The sequence below is a fragment of the Streptomyces albidicamelliae genome (assembly GCF_025642175.1).
In the GTDB taxonomy this organism is placed as follows: domain Bacteria; phylum Actinomycetota; class Actinomycetes; order Streptomycetales; family Streptomycetaceae; genus Streptomyces; species Streptomyces albidocamelliae.
Genome location: NZ_CP106795.1, coordinates 3614131 through 3632579, shown reverse-complemented (window position 1 = coordinate 3632579; position 18449 = coordinate 3614131). Strand labels below are relative to the sequence as shown.

Annotated in this window: 12 protein-coding genes and 1 pseudogene; 5 read left to right on the top strand and 8 right to left on the bottom strand. The window is 72.8% G+C overall.

What is annotated here, in order from left to right:
- Positions 1-44: 44 nt before the first annotated feature.
- Together N8I86_RS16640 and N8I86_RS16635 are read left to right on the top strand one after the other, a co-directional pair.
- The gene (locus N8I86_RS16640; protein WP_263278133.1) at positions 45-620 is read left to right on the top strand and encodes an acyl-CoA thioesterase; all 576 of its coding nucleotides are present in this window, start codon (positions 45-47) and stop codon (positions 618-620) included.
- A 179-nt stretch (positions 621-799) separates the two neighbouring features.
- A complete protein-coding gene (locus N8I86_RS16635; RefSeq protein WP_263278132.1) occupies positions 800-2461 on the top strand; it encodes an LCP family protein in 1662 nt (553 codons plus the stop codon).
- Between the two features lie 60 nt (positions 2462-2521).
- Here N8I86_RS16635 and N8I86_RS16630 read toward each other — a convergent pair whose 3' ends face one another.
- Entirely contained in the window at positions 2522-4048 is a 1527-nt protein-coding gene (locus N8I86_RS16630) for an LCP family protein (RefSeq protein ID WP_443333260.1), read from the bottom strand.
- 127 nt (positions 4049-4175) lie between these two features.
- Here N8I86_RS16630 and N8I86_RS16625 point away from each other — a divergent pair, with 127 nt between their 5' ends.
- Positions 4176-5204, top strand: a complete 1029-nt coding sequence (locus N8I86_RS16625) for a glycosyltransferase family 2 protein (RefSeq protein WP_263278131.1) — start codon at positions 4176-4178, stop codon at positions 5202-5204.
- A 75-nt stretch (positions 5205-5279) separates the two neighbouring features.
- On the opposite strand, the gene N8I86_RS16620 is transcribed toward N8I86_RS16625, so the two are convergent.
- From N8I86_RS16620 to N8I86_RS16605, 4 genes and pseudogenes are all read right to left on the bottom strand, one after another.
- Complete coding sequence (locus N8I86_RS16620; RefSeq protein WP_404830875.1) at positions 5280-6842, bottom strand: LCP family protein; 1563 nt, start codon at positions 6840-6842, stop codon at positions 5280-5282.
- Between the two features lie 259 nt (positions 6843-7101).
- Positions 7102-8853 carry an LCP family protein gene (locus N8I86_RS16615; RefSeq protein ID WP_073901359.1) on the bottom strand — a complete coding sequence of 584 codons (1752 nt, stop codon included), beginning with the start codon at positions 8851-8853 and terminating at the stop codon, positions 7102-7104.
- 231 nt (positions 8854-9084) lie between these two features.
- Positions 9085-10284: an LCP family protein gene (locus tag N8I86_RS16610; protein ID WP_263278130.1), complete on the bottom strand. Its 1200-nt coding sequence runs from the start codon at positions 10282-10284 to the stop codon at positions 9085-9087.
- Positions 10285-11286: 1002 nt separating this feature from the next.
- A pseudogene (locus N8I86_RS16605) lies at positions 11287-12044 on the bottom strand (TIGR03089 family protein).
- Positions 12045-12172: 128 nt separating this feature from the next.
- Between N8I86_RS16605 and N8I86_RS16600 the strand changes: the two are divergent.
- The gene (locus N8I86_RS16600) at positions 12173-13588 is read left to right on the top strand and encodes a peptidoglycan recognition protein family protein (protein ID WP_263278129.1); all 1416 of its coding nucleotides are present in this window, start codon (positions 12173-12175) and stop codon (positions 13586-13588) included.
- A gap of 173 nt (positions 13589-13761) precedes the next feature.
- Positions 13762-14844, top strand: a complete 1083-nt coding sequence (locus tag N8I86_RS16595; RefSeq protein ID WP_073901352.1) for a mannose-1-phosphate guanylyltransferase — start codon at positions 13762-13764, stop codon at positions 14842-14844.
- 177 nt (positions 14845-15021) lie between these two features.
- On the opposite strand, the gene N8I86_RS16590 is transcribed toward N8I86_RS16595, so the two are convergent.
- From N8I86_RS16590 to cofD, 3 genes are all read right to left on the bottom strand, one after another.
- Positions 15022-16044, bottom strand: a complete 1023-nt coding sequence (locus tag N8I86_RS16590) for a DNA-3-methyladenine glycosylase family protein (protein WP_263278128.1) — start codon at positions 16042-16044, stop codon at positions 15022-15024.
- Between the two features lie 79 nt (positions 16045-16123).
- Entirely contained in the window at positions 16124-17476 is a 1353-nt protein-coding gene (locus N8I86_RS16585) for a coenzyme F420-0:L-glutamate ligase (RefSeq protein WP_263278127.1), read from the bottom strand.
- Positions 17473-18432, bottom strand: a complete 960-nt coding sequence (gene cofD, locus N8I86_RS16580) for a 2-phospho-L-lactate transferase (RefSeq protein WP_073901346.1) — start codon at positions 18430-18432, stop codon at positions 17473-17475. Before cofD ends, N8I86_RS16585 begins: the two co-directional genes overlap by 4 nt.
- Positions 18433-18449 lie beyond the last annotated feature (17 nt).

Sequence of the window (18449 nt, the reverse complement as noted above, 5' to 3'; positions counted from 1 at the left end):
AAAATCAGAGCGGCGCTGTTGCCAAGCTGACACAAATTCCGCGAATGTCGCTTCGGCATAGGGTGGAGGGCATGACAGACCTGGTCACGGACACGGAAACCGACATCCCGGGCAAGCCCACGTCCGCCTCGCGCACCACGCTCAGCCACATCATGACCCACAACGACACCAACCTGCTGGGGACGGTGCACGGCGGCGTGATCATGAAGCTCGTCGACGACGCCGCCGGCGCCGTGGCCGGCCGGCACTCCGGCGGTCCCGCCGTCACCGCGTCCATGGACGAGATGGTGTTCCTGGAGCCGGTCCGCGTCGGCGACCTGGTCCATGTGAAGGCTCAGGTGAACTGGACCGGGCGGACCTCCATGGAGGTCGGCGTCCGGGTCCTCGCGGAGCGCTGGAACGAGTCGACCCCGGCCACCCAGGTCGGCTCGGCCTACCTGGTCTTCGCGGCGGTCGACGGCGACGGCAAACCGCGCCGCGTGCCGCCGGTGGTCCCGGAGACCGAGCGGGACCGCCGCCGCTACCAGGAGGCCCAGATCCGCCGCACCCACCGCCTGGCCCGCCGCCGCGCGATCCGCGAGCTGCGCGAGAAGCGTGTCGCCGAGGGCTTCCAGGACTAGCAACTGCCCTGCTTTGCAGGGGGGTTGCGGGGAAGTGGGAAGTATCACGCCGGGCTTCCGTTTGGGACCTGTGGGGATAGTGTGAGCGATCCGGTGGGCGGCCGCGCGGGCTGCCGCCGTCCTACAGGCGGAGAGTGAGGCGGGGCACTCGTCGTGTGCCCGCGACGGGGGGCTGAGACGTGGACGCACCGTTCCGTGGCAGTGGTGACGACATCGATCCCGCGGACCAGTGGGTGCTGAACCCCCGCACGGGCGAGTACGAACTGCGGCAGCCGGACCCCGCCACCGAGCGGCCGGCCGTGCCCGGTCCCCGCACCGCGCCGGAACCCGGGGCCGCGCCCGAGCCGGCGGTGCCCGGCCGCCGCCGCACGACGGGCCGCGGCCAGCGCAAGGCGAAGAAGAAGTCCACAGGCAAAAGGATTCTGCTGTGGACGGGCGGCACCCTGGCGTTCGTCCTGGTCGCGGGCGCGGGCGCCGCCTACCTGTACCTCAAGCACCTCGACGACAACATCACCACCACCGACACCGCGGGTGCCACCAGCGACTCCTTCAGCAAGGACAAGGCGTTCAGCATCCTGGTGATCGGCACCGACAAGCGGACCGGCAAGGGCGACGCCGGATACGGCGACGCCAACAGCCTCGGCCACGCGGACACCAACATCCTGCTGCACGTGTCGAAGGACCGCTCGAACGCCACCGCGCTCAGCATCCCCAGGGACCTGGTGACCGACATACCCGACTGCCCGACCAGGCAGCAGGACGGCTCCCTCAAGACCGTCCCGGGCACGCGGAACATCCGGTTCAACGAGAGCCTCGGTCAGCTCGGCCGCGACCCCGGCTGCACGGTCCGCACCGTCAAAGCACTCGGCGGCGGGCTCGAGGTGGACCACTTCATGATGGCCGACTTCAACGCCGTGAAGACGCTGACCACGGCCGTCGGCGGTGTCGAGGTGTGCCTGGACCACGCAGTGAAGGACACGAAGTCGCACCTCGACCTGCCGGCCGGACCGTCGAAGGTCGAGGGCGAGCAGGCCCTGGCCTTCGTCCGCACCCGGCACAGCTGGGCGAACCAGAGCGACCTGGACCGCATCAAGGTCCAGCAGCAGTTCCTCGGCTCCCTGTTCCGCAAGATGAAGTCCGACGACACCCTGACCAGCCCGACCCGGCTCATGGGCCTCGCGGAGACGGCGACCAAGGCCCTCACCGTGGACAAGGGCATCGGCCACATCACCACCCTCAAGGACGTGGCGCTGGAGCTGAAGAAGGTCCCGCCGAAGAACATCACCTTCCTCACCTTGCCGGTCAAGGACAACCCCGCCGACGGCGCCTTCCACAAGACGGTGATCGTGGACCCCGTCCCCGCCGGGCAGATCTTCACCATGATCAAGGACGACGCCTCCTTCACCGAGGTGAAGAAGAAGCAGAAGGCGAAGGAGGCGGCCAGGCTGAAGGGGCCCCGCTCGGCCGCCGCGGACGTGCGGGTCGACCTGTACAACGCCGGTGCGCCCGGCGGTTCCGCCCAGACCACCCTCACCTGGCTCCAGACCGAGAAGGGCGTCGCCAAGGCGAGCCAGCTCGGCAACGCCGGCGCCGGCCAGAAGCGCACGACGCTGCGGTACGCACCCGCCCAGGCGGCGCAGGCCCGCGAACTGGCCGACCTGATGGGACTGCCGGCGTCCGCGCTGAAGCCCGGCCGGAGCGAGACCAACGCCCAGGGGCTGCCCGCGATGGTGCTCAGGCTCGGCGCCGACTTCAAGGGCGCGGGCGTACCGCTCACCGGCCCGGCGAAGGCCCCGGCCGTGCCCAAGACGACGGCGGACCAGGTGAAGTGCGCCTCGTGATCGGCCCGGCGGTGCCCGCCGCGCGGCGGACCCGCCGGGCGCCCGGCCGCGCCCCGGCCGTCAGGCCTTGCCGGAGCACACCACCTCGTTGCCCCGCACCACGTGCGTCTCCGGCTGCCCGGGGTCCTCGAACCGCACCTGGTGCACGTTCCTGAAGTCGGCCCCCACGGTGAGCTTCAGCAGCGGACCCTGACCGGGGACGGCCCGCAGCTCGCTGCCGGGCAGGGCCGCCGCCAGGGACAGGGCCGAGCGGTCCCACCGGGGGTCGTAGGAGATCACCGTGCGCGGCACGTGGGCGGGCGCGGTCACCGGCTGGTGGGTGGCGGCGAAGCCGGTCGCCGTCAGCGCGGCGTCGACCCGCTTGGCGAGCCCGACCGTGCCGGTGCCGTTCGCCACCTGGACCCGGATCTGCCGCGGGTCCACCTCCACCGGCGCCGGCGCGGGGCCGCGGTGCGGGCGGTCCACGGCGAGCGGCTTGTCGTCGCGCACCGAGCCGAAGAGCTTCTCCGCCTTGGCCGGGTCCCATTTCAGGGTCGAGCCGATGCCCTTGACCTGGTAGTTGAGCTGCCCGATGGGCACGGTGGTGAACTCCGAGGACGACGGGGAGAAGTTCCGCATCGCCCGCCCCAGGTCGAGCAGCTCGTCGGTGCCGAAGCCCTCGTCGGCACGGACCGAACCCAGCACCGCCCGGGTCACGTCACGGAACCTGATCGGGTTCAGCAGCACGCCCGACGACGTGGTCTTCTCGATCAGCGCCGCCAGGAACCGCTGCTGCCGCTTCATCCGGCCGAGGTCGCTCGCCCCGTCGACGTGCCGGGCGCGTACGTACTGCAGCGCCTGCCCGCCCATGAGGGTGTGCGTGCCGGCCGGGAGGTCGAGCCCGGTGTACGAGTCCTTCATCGGCGTCGGCGTGCACACCTTGACGCCGCCGAGGACGTCCACGGTCTTCATGAAGCTGGTGAAGTCGACCTCCAGATAGTGGTCGATCTTCACGTGTGTCATGTTCTCGACCGTGCGGATGGTCAGTTGGGGACCGCCCTCGGCGTAGGCCGCGTTCAGCTTGACCGGGTGCGGGCCGTGCCGCTTCCGGGAGTTCTGGTCGACGTGCTCGGGCGTCTCGGCGTAGGAGTCGCGCGGCAGGCTCACCACCGTCGCCCGGTCCCGGTTCTCCGAGATGTGCACGATCATCATCGTGTCGGTGCAGTGGCACGGCGCACCCCCCAGCCGGAAGGCGCGCCGGTCCCGCTCGCTGATCTTGTCGCGGCCGTCGGTGCCGACCAGCAGGACGTTCATGCCGTGACCGGCCCGGGGCCGGTTCTTCATGTCCTTGAAGGCGTCGATCCGGGCGATGCCCGCGTCCAGGCTCGTGACGACCGCGTGCCCGATCCCGGCGGAGGCGAGCACCACGACGGAGAGCGTGGTGACCGCCCGCATGGCCCAGCGCGGCCGCCGGGGCGGCCGGACGGACCGCACGGGCCGCTCGGGCGGGCGCGGCCCCCGGCGGGGTGGCTGCGGGCGGCGCTGTGGCCCGGGCACACCCCCCGCGCCTTTGGCGGTGGGGGACGGGGGCCGAGGCGGGCTGGGCAAAGGGACACCTCCGGACGAGGCCGTACGTGGGATCCGTGAGCACAGTAGGCCGATACGATCTCCAGCCCGCCGTTCCGCCCCGGCGGCGCGCACCGCTGTCCCCCGTTCGCGGTAACGTGAGCGTCCTATGAACGCCAAGTCCGACGTGCGGCTCCCCGCTGTCTCCGTGATCATGCCCGTCCTCAACGAGGAGCGGCATCTGCGCGGGGCCGTCCAAGCGATCCTCGCGCAGGAGTACGCCGGCGAGATGGAGGTCGTGATCGCCCTCGGTCCGTCCACGGACCGCACGGACGAGATCGCCGCCGAGCTCGTGGCCGACGACCCGCGTGTGCACACCGTCCCGAACCCGACCGGCCGTACGCCCGCGGCGCTGAACGCGGCGATCAAGGCCTCCCGGCACCCGATCGTCGTCCGCGTCGACGGCCACGGCATGCTCTCGCCGAACTACATCGCGACCGCGGTCCGCCTCCTCGAGGAGACCGGCGCGCAGAACGTCGGCGGCATCATGCACGCCGAGGGCGAGAACGACTGGGAGCACGCGGTCGCCGCCGCCATGACCTCGAAGATCGGCGTCGGCAACGCGGCCTTCCACACCGGTGGCCAGGCCGCCCCCGCCGAGACGGTCTACCTCGGGGTCTTCCGCCGCGAGGCCCTGGAGCAGCAGGGCGGTTACAACGAGGAGTTCATCCGCGCCCAGGACTGGGAGCTGAACTTCCGCATCCGTGAGGCGGGCGGCCTGATCTGGTTCTCGCCGGAGCTGAGGGTCTCGTACCGCCCCCGGCCCTCGGTGCGCGCGCTGGCCAAGCAGTACAAGGACTACGGCCGCTGGCGGCACGTCGTCGCCCGCTACCACTCGGGCTCCATCAACCTGCGCTACCTGGCCCCGCCGACCGCGGTGTGCGCGATGGCGGCGGGTCTCCTGGTGGGCGTGGCGCTGACCCCGTGGGGCTTCGTGGTCCCCGGCGGCTACCTGGCCGCGATCGTCGCGGGCTCCCTCCCGGCGGGCAGGGGCCTGCCCCCCAAGGCGCGGCTGCAGATCCCGGTGGCCCTGGCCACCATGCACATGTCGTGGGGCTGGGGCTTCCTGACCAGCCCGCGGTCCCTGGCGCGGAAGGTCATCGCCTCCCGGCGGCCGGCGGTGGCGAACGCCGCCTGAGCGCACGGCAGCTGACGACGGGGCCCCCTTCTCCCACGAGAAGGGGGCCCCGCTTATCGCCGGCCGAGCGCTCGGCTACCAGCGGTAGACGTCGTACACGTCCATGCACTTGGTGGTGTCCGAGCCGTTGACGGCGTCGCTGCCGTCGGGCAGGTCGCCGGCCTCGGGGGTGTCCTCCTTGGGGAACGCCGTGCCGGTGCGCCAGTCCGCGCCGACGACGACGGTGACCCCCGACACGTCGGTCGACTGCTTCACCGCGTCCATGGGCAGCCCGAGCGCCTTGGCCACGTACTGGGCGTCGCCCTCGAGGTCCGCGCTCGGGTACCGCACGACCGTCTTCTCCTCGGACAGCGTCCCCGAGGTGTCCGCGTTCGCCCTGCCGTAGCCCTTCGCGACGAGCGCCTGGGCGATCGCCGACGCCCGCTGGGGGACCGGCGCCTCGGTGGAGCTCCGGGTGGCGTTCTGCACGAGCACGCCGAGCCTGCCCGCGTCGAGCGAGGGCTCCTCGGTCGGCTTGTACTTCTTCGACTTCTTCTTCTTGTGCTTGCCGTTCTTGTCGAACGGCACGTCGTCCTGGAGCATCCGCCACACCTTGTCGGCGTTGGCGCCGTCCGGTACGACGTGGTTGCTGTTGCGCTGGTCCGGCACGTTGGGCATGGTCAGCGAGGTGACCCGGTCCGAGGGCACCTCCTTCATCTGCATGCCCAGGTCGTAGAGCTTCTTCACGGTGCCGATCTCCTCGGAGACCGTCAGCGACTTGGTGGCCGCCTCGGCGAGGTCCATCAGGCGCCCGGTGTCGGTGAACACGTTCTGCTGCCGCAGCGTGCGGATCATCGAGTTCAGGTACATGTGCTGGGCGCGGGCCCGCATCAGGTCGCTGCCCCAGGCGTGCCGGGTGCGCAGCCACTGCAGGGCCTTCTCGCCCTTCACCTTGTGCGTGCCGGCCTTCATCTTCAGGCCGGAGCCGCCGGGCACCGAGGCCGTCGGGCGGTCCCACACGTTCTGCTTCACACAGACGTCGACACCGCCGATGGCGTTGCCCATCCGCACCACACCCGCGAAGTCGATCGTCATCCAGTGGTCGATGTAGACCCCGGTGAGGTTCTCCCAGGTGGCCAGCGTGCAACCGGCCCCGCCCCGGGCCAGGCTGACGTTGATGATGTCGTTGGTCGCCGGATAGACCTTGCCGGTGTCCGGGTCCGTGCACTTGGGGATGTCGACCCGGGTGTCGCGCGGGATGCTGACCATGGCGGCGCTCTGGCGGTCCGCGGAGAGGTGGATGAGCATCTGGACGTCCGCGAGCGGCGGGTCGCCGCGGTGGTCCCGGCTGCCGCCGAGCTTCACGTTCTCGTCGGAGTTACGGCTGTCGGAGCCGATCAGCAGGATGTTCAGCGGTGTCTGCCCGGCCGCGTTCGGCTGGGTCCGCCGCGCCTTGGAGTCGTCGGCGCTGCTGCGTCTGCCCTTGTGGATATTGCCGTTGAGATGCTCGTAGTACAGATATCCGGCGCCCGCCGTCCCGAGTATCACCACCGCCAGCACGGTCGCCGACCAGCGCAGCGCGCGCCGTCCGCGTCGCGGCCGGCCGGCCCTCGGCCCGCCGCCCGGCCCCCGCCGGTACGACGTCCCGAGCCCGCCGATGCATCCGCCTGCGGCGCGGGCGGCTTCGCGCCGCCGACCGCAGGCGCCTCCCCGCGCACCTCGCTCTGCGCCAATCTCCCTGCCCTCCCCACCCTTGCGCCCATGCAACGGGCCCGTCACGCGCCCAGTTAGACGCACGACGGGCCCATTGGGTTACCTACGAGGCGCACCTCATCTGCAAGTCATCGCACAGGATACGCATTCCTGTGAATTCCACTCGATCTGTGAATGCGAAAAACCCGTCTCCGTTCGGTCACGCCTATTGCGCGCACTGCACCTTGTCCGCCGTGGACTTGTCGACGTCCGGTGCCTTCGTCGCGGGCGTGAGGGAGACACCCGCGCCCTTGAAGTCCTTGCCGAGGGTCAGCGTCATCGCCGGCAGGCCCTGGGAGTTGGTCACGCTCTTGCCCGGCTTCAGCGCGGAGCCGGAAAGCCCCATGACGGCGGCCAGCTTGCGGGCCTGGGCGGCCTGGTCGGGCGCGTATTCCAGCTGCGTTTTCGCCAGTGCGGCGGGCGCGTTGCCGGCGTTCTCCGACTTGGAGACGCCCTCGTCGTTCTGCAGCCAGTTGAGCGCGGCCTGGGCGCTGCCCGACGCCGCGCCGCCGTTGAGGATGCGCACCCGCACCTCGGAGGCGGGCGCCTTGGTGCCCTTCAGCCGCGCGGCCTGGGCGTCCTTCGCGGCCTTCGCCTTCTTCTTCACGTCGCTGAAGGAGACGTCGTCCTTGATCGCCTGGAAGACCGCGGGGGCCTTCGACTCGTTGAGGACGACCGTGCTCTTGACCTTCTCCGCCGGGTTGTCGACGACCGGCACCGTGGTGAACGTCAGGTTCTTCGGATTGAGCTTGCCCAGCTCCATCCCGAGGTCCTTCAGCTTCCCGATGCTGTCCAGTTTGTCGTCGACGGTCAGCGCCTTGGTGCCGGCCTCCGCCAGCTTCAGCATCTTGCCCGGGCTGGTGAGCGTGTCGTTGGAACTGAGCTTGCGCATCAGCGCGCTGAGGAACTGCTGCTGAAGGCCGATACGGCTCAGGTCGCCGCCGAAGCCCACGGAGTGCCGGGTCCGCACGAAGGCCAGCGCCTGCTCGCCCGAGATGTTGTGCGTGCCCTTCGACAGCTTCAGGTGCGAGTCGGCGTCGTCGATGTCCTTGCCCAGGCACACCTCGACGCCGCCGACCGCCGTGGTCAGCGTCTTGACCGCGTTGAAGTCGGCGACCATGAAGTCGTCCGGCTTGATGCCGGTCAGCTCGGTCACCGTGCGCATGGTGCAGCTCGGCGTGCGGTCGGACTGACCGAGGCTCGTGTTGAACCGGGCGCTCGGCGTGCCCTGGATGACCTTCTGGCTGCCGTCCTCCTGCTGCGTCGGGCAGTCCGGGATGTTGACGATGAGGTCGCGCGGGATGCTGAGCGCGGTCGCGTTGGAGCGGTCCTTGGAGACGTGCAGCAGGATGTTGGTGTCCGCGTGCCCGACGCTGCCGGCGTCGCCGTAGCCATCGTTGCCCTTGCCGGTCCGCTTGTCGGTGCCGATCAGCAGGATGTTGATCGCCTCGTCCTTGCGGAAGCCGCCCGTGCTCGCGCCGTCGTCGGAGATGGACGTGATGTTGCCGTTCAGGTGCCTGATGTAGAGGTACCCGGCGGCGCTCACGGCGACCAGCACGAACGCCATGGTCCCGCCGGTCCACAGCAGGGCCTTCTTGGCCTTCGACTTCTTCTTCACCGGTCGCCGGGCCGCGCGCCGGCCCTGCGGCGCCTCCGGCTCGGGACCCTTGCGCCGGTTGCGCGGCGGTGGCACGTCCCCCGGGCGCACCCGGCTCATCTCACGTGTGCCACCGGGTTTGGCGTCGTTGCGGCGGCGCGGTGCCCCGCCGCTGTCCCGGGCGGGTCTCCGGGGGCCGGGGACCGGCGACTGCGCTGCGGAAGGGCTCAGTCGCAGTTCGTATTCGCCGGTGTTCGGATTGAGTACCCACTGGTCTGCGGGGTCGATGTGCTCCGCCCGCCCACGGCCTTGCGCGTCCACGGTTGTCCGAATCCTCCGTCGGGGCCACGCGGCGCCTTCCCCCTTCAAGGCGCTCGGGTCTCGGTGAATCGGTGCGCGACCCCAGGACGGACCTCGCGGTCGGGTGCACCGGATCGCTCACACTATCCGCCCAGTTCAGCGTCGGGCGACGCCGGTGACAAATTCGACGTCCATACAACTGGGCAATCCACCTCATTTTCTGAACGGAAGTTCGTCGTCTTGGTGAACCCCTTACTCGCACGCGTGCTCGGCGGCGGTGTTCCCGCTGAAGGTGGGGGCGGGAGAGGCGCCGCTCGCGGTGCCGTCCGGTGCGCCCGTGCCGGGGGTGGTTTCCGGGAGATCCCGGGCCACGGCCACCGGCTGGTCGGCACGCAGCAGCGCGAACAGCTTCCCCGCCGCCGGCTCCACGAGTTGATCACGGTTGGCGTTGTGGACGTACGACTCCCTCGGCACCGTCAGGAACTGCACACGTTCGGTGGGGATGTCACGCAGCCCGCGGACCAACTGGTACAAGCCACGCAGACTGGCCAGTTCCGGGTCCGTGGTCAGCGAGGAGGTCGCCGCGTCCAGCACCGGATACAGCTTCACCGGGTTGAGCAGGACGTCGTTGCTCTGCACCTTGTCGACGAGCGCGCCGAGGAACCGCTGCTGCCGCTCCATCCGGTCGGTGTCGCTGCCGTTGCCGAGCGACTTGCGCGCCCGTACGTACCCGAGCGCCTGCTCCCCGTCGAGGGTGACCCGGCCCGCCGGCAGCTTCAGCTTGGCCGCCTTGTCGTTCATGGGCTCCTTCAGGCACACCTGCACCCCGTCGACGGCGTCCACCATCTCCTTGAACCCGCTGAAGTCCACGACCATGTGATGGTCGACGCGGATGCCCGTCAGCTTCTCGACGGTGCGGATCGTGCAGGCGGAACCGCCCACCTCGAACGCGTAGTTGAACATCGCGAACACCGGCTCGCTGCGGCTGCCGTCCGGCCGCCGGCAGCCCGGGACGTCCACCATCAGGTCCCGGGGCAGTGAGACGGCGGTGGCGCTGCGCCGGTCGGCGGCCAGGTGCAGCAGGATCGTCGTGTCCGAGCGCTCGCTGCCCAGGTCCCGGCCGTACTCGTCGTTGCCGTCCCCGGCCCGGGTGTCGGAGCCGATCAGCAGGATGTTCTGGGCGCCCCGCACCAGCGCGGTGGGCCGCTCCCGCTCGTACCGGGCGAGCTCGGCGGCGGCCGCCTCGTCGGGGGTGATGTTGGCGCTGAGCCTGGCGTAGACGACCCAGCCGGCTCCCGCGGCCGCCACGACGAGCACGGCGAGCGCGAGTGCCGAGCCCTTCAGCCAGCGCCGTCTGCGCCGCCCGAGCAGCCCGTCACCGGTGGCCGTGGACCCTGGGCCGGGACCGAGGGGCTGACCTGCGGGTTCGGTCACGACCGGGCACCCCCTCATGGCGTACGGGCGTCATGTGCTGCTCCTACGACCATGGCGGGGAGAAGGGAGCGGGAGCGCCCTTTGTTACTCCGTTCGGGGGACCACCGCCCGGCCCGGGGCACGGGGCCGCCCGGGCGAGCCCCGCTTGCGCCGCCCGGGTGAACGCCCCACCGGCCGCCGGCACCGGGCTCTGGGGTCGGTCGCGCACGCCGGGCACCTGGGCCGTTCGCGGGCCCCGGGCCCTGGGGTCGGTCGCGCACGCCGGGCACCTGGGTCGTTCGCCGGCACCGGGCACGCGGGTCGGTCGCCCGCGCCGGACACCCGGGTCGGTCGTCCGCACCGGATATCGGGTAGGTGCGCGCGTGAACGCTCGCACCGGGGCGCCCGCGGCCGTGGCCCGTACCGGACTCCCGGCTCGGTCGCCCGCGCCGGGCACGTGGGTAGGCGCCCGCGCCGGACACCCGGCTCGGTCGCGTGCGCCGGGCATCTGGGCCGTTCGCCGGTACCGGGCCCTCGGGTCGGTCGCCCGCACCGGGCCCTCGGCTACGTCGCGCGCGCCGGACTCCCGGGTCGGTCGCCCGCGCCGGACACCCGGCTCGGTCGCGCACGCCGGGCGCCTGGGTCGTTCGCCGGTACCGGACACCCGGCTCGGGCGCGTGCGCCGGGCACCTGGGCCGTTCGCCGGCGCCGGGCACCTGGGTCGGTCGCCCGCACCGGGCCCTCCGCTGCGTCGCCCGCGCCGGGCACCTGGGTCGGTCGCCCGCGCCGGGTACCGGGTAGGTGCGCGGGTGAACGCTCGCACCGGGGCGCCCGCGGCCGTGGCCCGCATCGGACTCCCGGCTCGGTCGCCCGCACCGGGCACGTGGGTAGGGCGCCCGCGCCGGACACCCGGCTCGGTCGCCCGCGCCCGGCACCCTCACCCGCGTACGGGACCGGCACCCCCCCACGCGTCCACGCCCGGTACCCTCACCCGCGTACCCAGCCCGGCGCTCCGGCGCCCCTACCAGCGGCCTGCCGGGGTCAGCGGCGTACCGCGGTCACCCGCTCGCTCTCGATCCGCTTGGCGAGGACGTCCTCGTCCAGCCGGTCGAGGTGGCGACACAGCACCACGGACCCGCCGACGGCGAGCGGCGCGTACAGCCCCGCGGCCAGTCCTTCCCACGTGTCGTACCCGAGCCCCGAGAGCAGTCGGGAACCGGGTCCCGTCAGGTCCAGCGCCGGCGCCTCCGCGGCGGCCCGCTCCACGACCTCGGCCCCGCTGAACTCCCGGCCGGCGACGATCAGCGCGGCGTCCTCCGCGTCCACCGGAGCGAACGGTGCGAACCGGTCGCCCTGGCCCGGCACTTCCACGGCGTAGTCGGCGAACCCGGCGGGCGTCCGCGGGAAACGCCCGCCCAACGGCCGTAGCGCCAGGGCCACTCGCTCACCGGAGCAGGCGAGCGCGGCGTCGAGCGAGTCGGGCCCGCTGACCACCACGTCGGCCGCCGCCGCCGGTCCCCGCCGACGTCCGCGACCGCGCCCACCGAGGAGCAGGCCAGCAGCCACACCGCCGTCTGCCAGTGCGCGGGCAGCAGCAGCGCGACCCGGTCACCGGGCCCGGCGGCCAGGTCGCCCTGGAGGAGGTTGGCGGTCTTGGCCACCCAATTGGCGAAGGTGGCCACGGACAGTTCGACGCGTTCACCCGTGGCGTCGTCGTAGAAGGTCACCAGAGGGCGGCCGGGATCCGCGGCGAGCGCGGAAGCCAGCAGGTCGGCAGGGGTGCGATCGGTGGCGTTCACCCGGGACAGGGTACGCGCGGGCCGCCGCGCCCACCGAGCGCCGGGCCACCGGTTCGGCGGAACGGCTCCCGACGGACCGTCAGTTCCCGGTTGGACACATGTGGATGGATATGTCCAGGATCATGGCCATGCGTGGATTCCTGACTTCGTCCCCCGGTCTCTCCCCGGCCGTCGCCTCGTCGATCGGTGTCGCGTGCGCGGCGGCCCTCGCGCTCCCGCTCGCCCTGCCCACGCCCGCGGCCGCCGCCGGGCGGTCCGCGCACGATTCCGCCCCCGCCCGGCCCGCCGGTACGGGCCTGCCGGCCGGGGCCGCGGTCCCGGGGAGCACCCGCTCACTGCCCCTGGTCCCGCTGACCCGCGACCGCGTCCTCGGCACGGCCCCGGAGCAGGGCCTGTACCGCGCGGGTGTCGCGCGCTTCTCGCTGGTCGGGGTCGTCTGGGACGACCCGGACGCCGAACTGCACGGCCGGGTCCAGGTGCGCACCCGGTCCACGGTGACGGGGAAGTGGTCCGGCTGGCAGGACGTCGAGACCCACAACGGCGAGCACGGCGCCGACCCGGGCACCGCCGAGCGCACGTCCCGGCATGTGCGCGGGGCGACCGCGCCGCTGTGGGTGGGCGACTCGGACGGGGTGGACCTCCGGGTCCGCGCGGACCTCGCGGGCGACGCGGGCGCCCGGACCGGCAAGGGCGGCGGACCGTGGCTCGTGCTGCCGTCGGGGCTGCGCCTGGAACTCGTCGACCCCGGACAGGAGGCACCCCCGCTCGGTCCGCCCGCCGACGCCTCCCGCACCGGGCCGGACACCGACGAGGCGATCGCCACCTCGGCCGCCAACACCGACATCACCGGGTTCGGCGCCAGGGAGATCCCCGCGCTGAGCCGGTGGGCCACCGAGCGGGAGCTCGCCCGGCTGCAGGGATCGGCGTGGGCGAAGCCGTACGTCGGTGCGCGTCCGAAGATCGTCACGCGCCGGGGCTGGGGCGCCGACGAGTCACTGCGCGAGCGCGGGTTCGTCTACACGAAGAAGGTCAAGGCGGCCTTCGTGCACCACACGGCCTCGGGCAACAAGTACACGTGCGCCCAGTCCCCCTCGGTCATCCGCGGTATCTACCGCTATCACGTCAAGAGCATGGGCTGGCGGGACATCGGCTACAACTTCCTCGTCGACAAGTGCGGAAGCATCTACGAGGGCCGGGCCGGCGGAGTGACCAAGGCGGTCCTGGGCGCGCACACCCTCGGCTTCAACAGCAACAGCATGGGCATCGCGGTGATCGGTACCTACGGCGCGAGCAAGCCGTCCGGGGCGGCGGTGACGGGGATCGCCCGGCTCACCGCCTGGAAGCTCGGACTCTTCGGGGCGGATCCGCGCGCAAAGACATATCTCACCTCGGGCGGTGGCAATCTCTACCCCAAGGGGAAGAACGTACGACTGCACGTGATCTCCGGCCATCGGGACGGCTTCGCCACCGACTGCCCGGGCAAGTCGCTCTACGCCAAACTCGGCACGGCCCGTTCCAGCGCGGCGCGCTACCAGGGGCGCTGAGGAACCGGGCGCGGCCGGGGGCCGCTCGGGGCCGGCCGGGGGAATCCGCACGCGGTTCAGCGGGGCACCGCGTGGCCACCGGGGGCGTCGTCGCACGGTCTGCATACACTGACCGGCCGATACGAGTACCAACGAGTAGTCCGGCCGGTCCCGGCAGGAAGCAGAGACGACAGGTGACAGAAGCGATCCTCCTGGTCGGCGGCAAAGGCACCCGGCTGCGCCCGCTCACGGTGCACACTCCCAAGCCCATGGTCCCGGCCGCCGGGGTGCCGTTCCTCACCCACCAGCTGGCGAGAGCCAGAGCGGCGGGCGTCGAGCACATCGTCCTCGCGACGAGCTACCTCGCCGAGGTCTTCGAGCCCTACTTCGGCGACGGCGCCGCCCTCGGGCTGCACATCGAGTACGTCACCGAGGAGGAGCCCCTCGGCACGGGCGGCGCGATCCGCAACGTGGCCTCGCGGCTGCACTCGGGCCCCGACGACCCGGTGCTGATCTTCAACGGCGACATCCTGACGGGCCTGGACATCCGGGCGCTGGTCGGCACCCACGAGTCGACGGGCGCGGACGTCTCCCTGCACCTGACGAAGGTGACCGACCCGCGCGCCTACGGGCTGGTCCCGACCGACGCCACGGGCCGGGTCCTCGCCTTCCTGGAGAAGCCGCAGACGCCCGAGGAGATCGTCACCGACCAGATCAACGCGGGGGCCTACGTCTTCCGCCGCTCGGTCATCGACACCATCCCCACGGGCCGCCCGGTCTCCGTGGAACGCGAGACGTTCCCCGAGCTCCTCGCCGCCGGCGCCCATCTGCAGGGCATGGTCGACTCCACGTACTGGCTGGACCTCGGCACCCCGGCCGCCTTCGTCCGCGGCTCGGCCGACCTGGTCCTCGGGCGCGCCCCGTCCCCGGCCGTGCCCGGCCGCTGCGGCGACCGCCTGGTGCTGCCCACGGCCACCGTCGCGCCGGACGCGAAACTCACCGGTGGCACGGTGGTCGGCGAGGGCGCGTTCGTGGCGAAGGGCGCCCGCGTCTTCGGTTCGACCATCCTGCCCGGCGCCGTCATCGAACCCGGCGCCGTCATCACCGACTCCCTCATCGGCAGCCGTGCCCGCGTCGGCGAACGCACGGTCCTCACCGGCACCGTCGTCGGCGACGGCGCGGTCGTGGGCGCCGACAACGAACTCCGCGAGGGGGTGCGGGTCTGGTGCGACGCCCGTATCCCGGCGGGCGCGGTGCGGTTCTCCTCCGACCAGTAGCGCACCGGTCTCCTCCGACCAGTAGCGCACCGGCGGCTCAGTCGGCGGCGGTCTCCGCCGCGGCGGCCCCGCGGCCGTCCGCCGGCGGCTCACGCGGTTCCCCGCGGCCCTGGGGAACCGCGGCCGACGTCCGCCGCCACGGCGCCCCGCGGCCCGTCCGCCGCGGCCCGGGGCGCCTCAGATCAGCCCGATGTCCCACCGGGGCATCTTCGGTGCCCGCCGAGCCGGGACGCGCCCGCTCAGCAGGATCAGCCGGGCCGCCCGGTGCCGCTGCCCGGCGTACGGTTCGAGCAGGCGCAGCATCTCCGCGTCGTCGGCGTCCCGGTTCCCCGCCAGCGCCCAGCCCACGATCCCGGGCAGGTGCAGATCCCCTACGGTCACCGAGTCCGGCGCGCCGTGACTGCGCTGCACGGCCTCCGCGGACGTCCACGGTCCGATCCCGGGGACGACCTCCAGCCGTGCCTGCGCCTCGGCCGCCGGCATCCCCACCGCCTGCTCCAGCCGCGCGGCGACCCGCACGGCACGCAGGATCGTCGAGGCCCGCTTGTCGTCGACGCCCGCCCGGTGCCACTCCCAGGAGGGGATCAGCGCCCAGGTGCGCGGCGCGGGCATCACCCACATCGGGCGTTCCCCCGTCCCCGCGGGCCCCGGCGCCGGCTCGCCGAACCTCCGTACGAGCAGCCGCCACGCCCGGTACGCCTCGTCGGTCGTCACCTTCTGTTCGAGGACCGAGGGGATCAGGGACTCCAGTACCAGCCCCGTCCGTGTCAGCCGCAGTCCCGGCCGCCGGTGCCGTGCCGTCGCCACCACCCGGTGCCGCGGTACGAAGGCGTCCGGATCGTCGGCCGCGCCGAGCAGGTCGGGCAGCCGGTCCAGCAGCCACTCCGCTCCGGGGCCCCACGCCTCGCCGAGCACCTCGCCGCCGTGGCCCCGCACCCGCAGGGTGCCCGGTCCGGCGGGCGTACGGGTGGCCCGCCACACGGAACCGTCCGGCAGGGCCCGGAAGGTCGGATCGGCGGGACCGCGGCGCAGCGGTCCGAGCACCAGCCCGAGATCGAGCGGCCCGTCCGGCGTCCAGCGCCGGACCCGGGGCGGCGCCGCCGCCTGCCGCGGTATCCCGGCAGCGGCTCCCGCGGGGATGCCGACGTGCCCGCCGCGCACGGTCGTACGCGTGGGACGCGGAGCGAAACGTCCTGCCACTGGTGAGGTCCTCGGGTGCCGGAGCTGTCCTACGAGACTAGGCGGTCGCCGGGGGGGCCGGACGCACGTCCGCCGGAACTCACCGCGTCTCGATGAACGCCGCCGCGTCCCGCTGCGGCCGCGGCCGCGGGTCCTCCGCCGGGTGACCGACGGCCACCGCGCCCATGGGGTCCCAGCCGGCCGGCAGTCCGAGCACCTCGCGCACCACGTCCCGGCAGAACATCGTCGACGACACCCACGCCGAACCCAGCCGCTCCCCGGCCAGCGCCACCAGGAAGTTCTGGACGCCCGCGCCCGCCGCGACGACGAACATCTCCCGCTCGGCGGCGTCCCGCCGGGCGTCCCCGTAGTGGTGCGAGCCGTCCATGACGAGGCAGGGCACGACGAGGTACGGCGCGTCGCGCAGGACGTCGCCGCGCCGGACGCGCTTGGCCACGGACTCCTCGCTCTTGCCGTCGCCGCGCAGGTCGGCGATCCAGGCGTCGCGCATCGCGTCCAGCAGCCGAGTGCGCGACTCGGCCGTCTCCAGCAGTACGAACCGCCAGGGCGTGGTGTGGTGCGGAGCGGGCGCGGTGACCGCCGCCGCCACCGCGCGCCGTACCGCGCCGGGGTCGACGGGTTCGTCGGTGAAGGCCCGTACGGTGCGCCGCCGGGTCACCGCCTCACGGACCGCCTCGGAGGTGCCGAGCCGGAACATGTCGTCCCGCGCGGAGCGCACCAGTGCCCGCGCCCCCTCGTCGTCCTGCCGGCCGGCACCGTCCGCGCCGTCCGCACCCGCCGTGCCGTCCGCGTCGTGCACGACGTGGGCCAGTCCGCGCACCACCGCGACCGGGCGCCCGGCCGCCTTGCCCTTGACCAAATCGCCGGCCGCGGCCAGTTCGTCCGCCGTGGCCACCACGGTCGCGCTCAGCGGATTGCCGTGCGCGTCCACGCCCCCGCGCAGATCGTCGAGCACGCGCACCCCGGCGGAGCCGATCGCCACGTCCGTGAGCCCCGCGCGCCATGGTCGCCCGAAGGTGTCGGTGACGAGGACCCCGACGTTGACACCGAGGGCGTCGCGCAGGCCGGCGCGGATCGCGCGCGCGGAGGCGTCCGGGTCCTCCGGCAGCAGCAGCACGGTCCCGGTGGGCGTGTTGGAGGCGTCGACCCCGGCGGCGGCCATGACCAGGCCCTGCCGGTTCTCCACGATGCGCAGCGTGCCGCGGCGGGCGACGACCCGGACGGTCTCGGCGTCGATGGCCGCCTCCCGGTCGGCCGCCCGCACGACGCGGCCCTCGGCCTTGGACACGATCTTGGAGGTGACCAGCAGCACGTCCCCGTCGGCCAGCCCCGGCGCGGCGGCGGCGATCAGCTTGGCCAGGTCGTCGCCCGGCTGCACCTCGGGGATGCCCGTCAGGGCCCGGACCGTGAATTCCGCGTGCCCCTCGCTCACGCGCCCCGCACCTCCTCGGCCAGCGCCAGCGCCTCCCGCGCCATCCGCGCGGTGGCGTCGAGGTCGGTCATCATCAGCGGTACGGCCCGGCAGCGGATGCCGTCGGCCTCGACCCGCTCGACCACGCCCGCGTCCACCGTGTCGACCAGCCAGCCGTCCAGCAGGCCCGAGCCGTAGTGCTCGGCGACCGCGGCGGCGGTCGACTCGACGCCGACCGCGGCGAGCACCTTGTCGGCCATCCCGCGCACGGGCGCGTCGCCGACGATCGGGGACAGGCCGACCACGGGCACGCCCGCGTCCGCGATGGCTTCACGGACGCCGGGCACGGCGAGGATCGTGCCGATCGAGACGACCGGGTTGGACGGCGGGAAGAGGATGACGTCGGCCTCCGCGATGGCCTCCAGCACGCCCGGTGCCGGCACGGCCCGCTCGGCGCCGACCGGCACCACGGCGTGCGCGGGCACGGAGGCGCGCAGCCGCACCCAGTACTCCTGGAAGTGGACGGCCTTGCGCTCGCCGTCGATCTCGACGGCCACATGCGTCTCGACGCGGTCGTCCGTCATCGGGATCAGCTTCACGCCCGGCTTCCAGCGGTCGCACAGCGCCTCGGTGACGGCGCTCAGCGGATAGCCGGCGCCCAGCATCTGCGTCCGCACGATGTGCGTCGCGAAGTCGCGGTCGCCCAGCCCGAACCAGTCCGGGCCGACGCCGTAGGAAGCCATTTCCTCCTTGAGGTGGAAGGTCTCGTCGGCCCGTCCCCAGCCCTGCTCCTCGTTGATGCCGCCGCCGAGCGTGTACATCACCGTGTCCAGGTCCGGGCAGACCTTCAGCCCGAAGAGGTGGATGTCGTCGCCGGTGTTGCCGATCACGGTGACGTCCGCGTCCGGCGCGGCCTGCTTCAGACCGCGCAGGAACCGGGCACCACCGATGCCGCCTGCCAGAACCACAATGCGCATGCGCCAAGTCTGGCAGG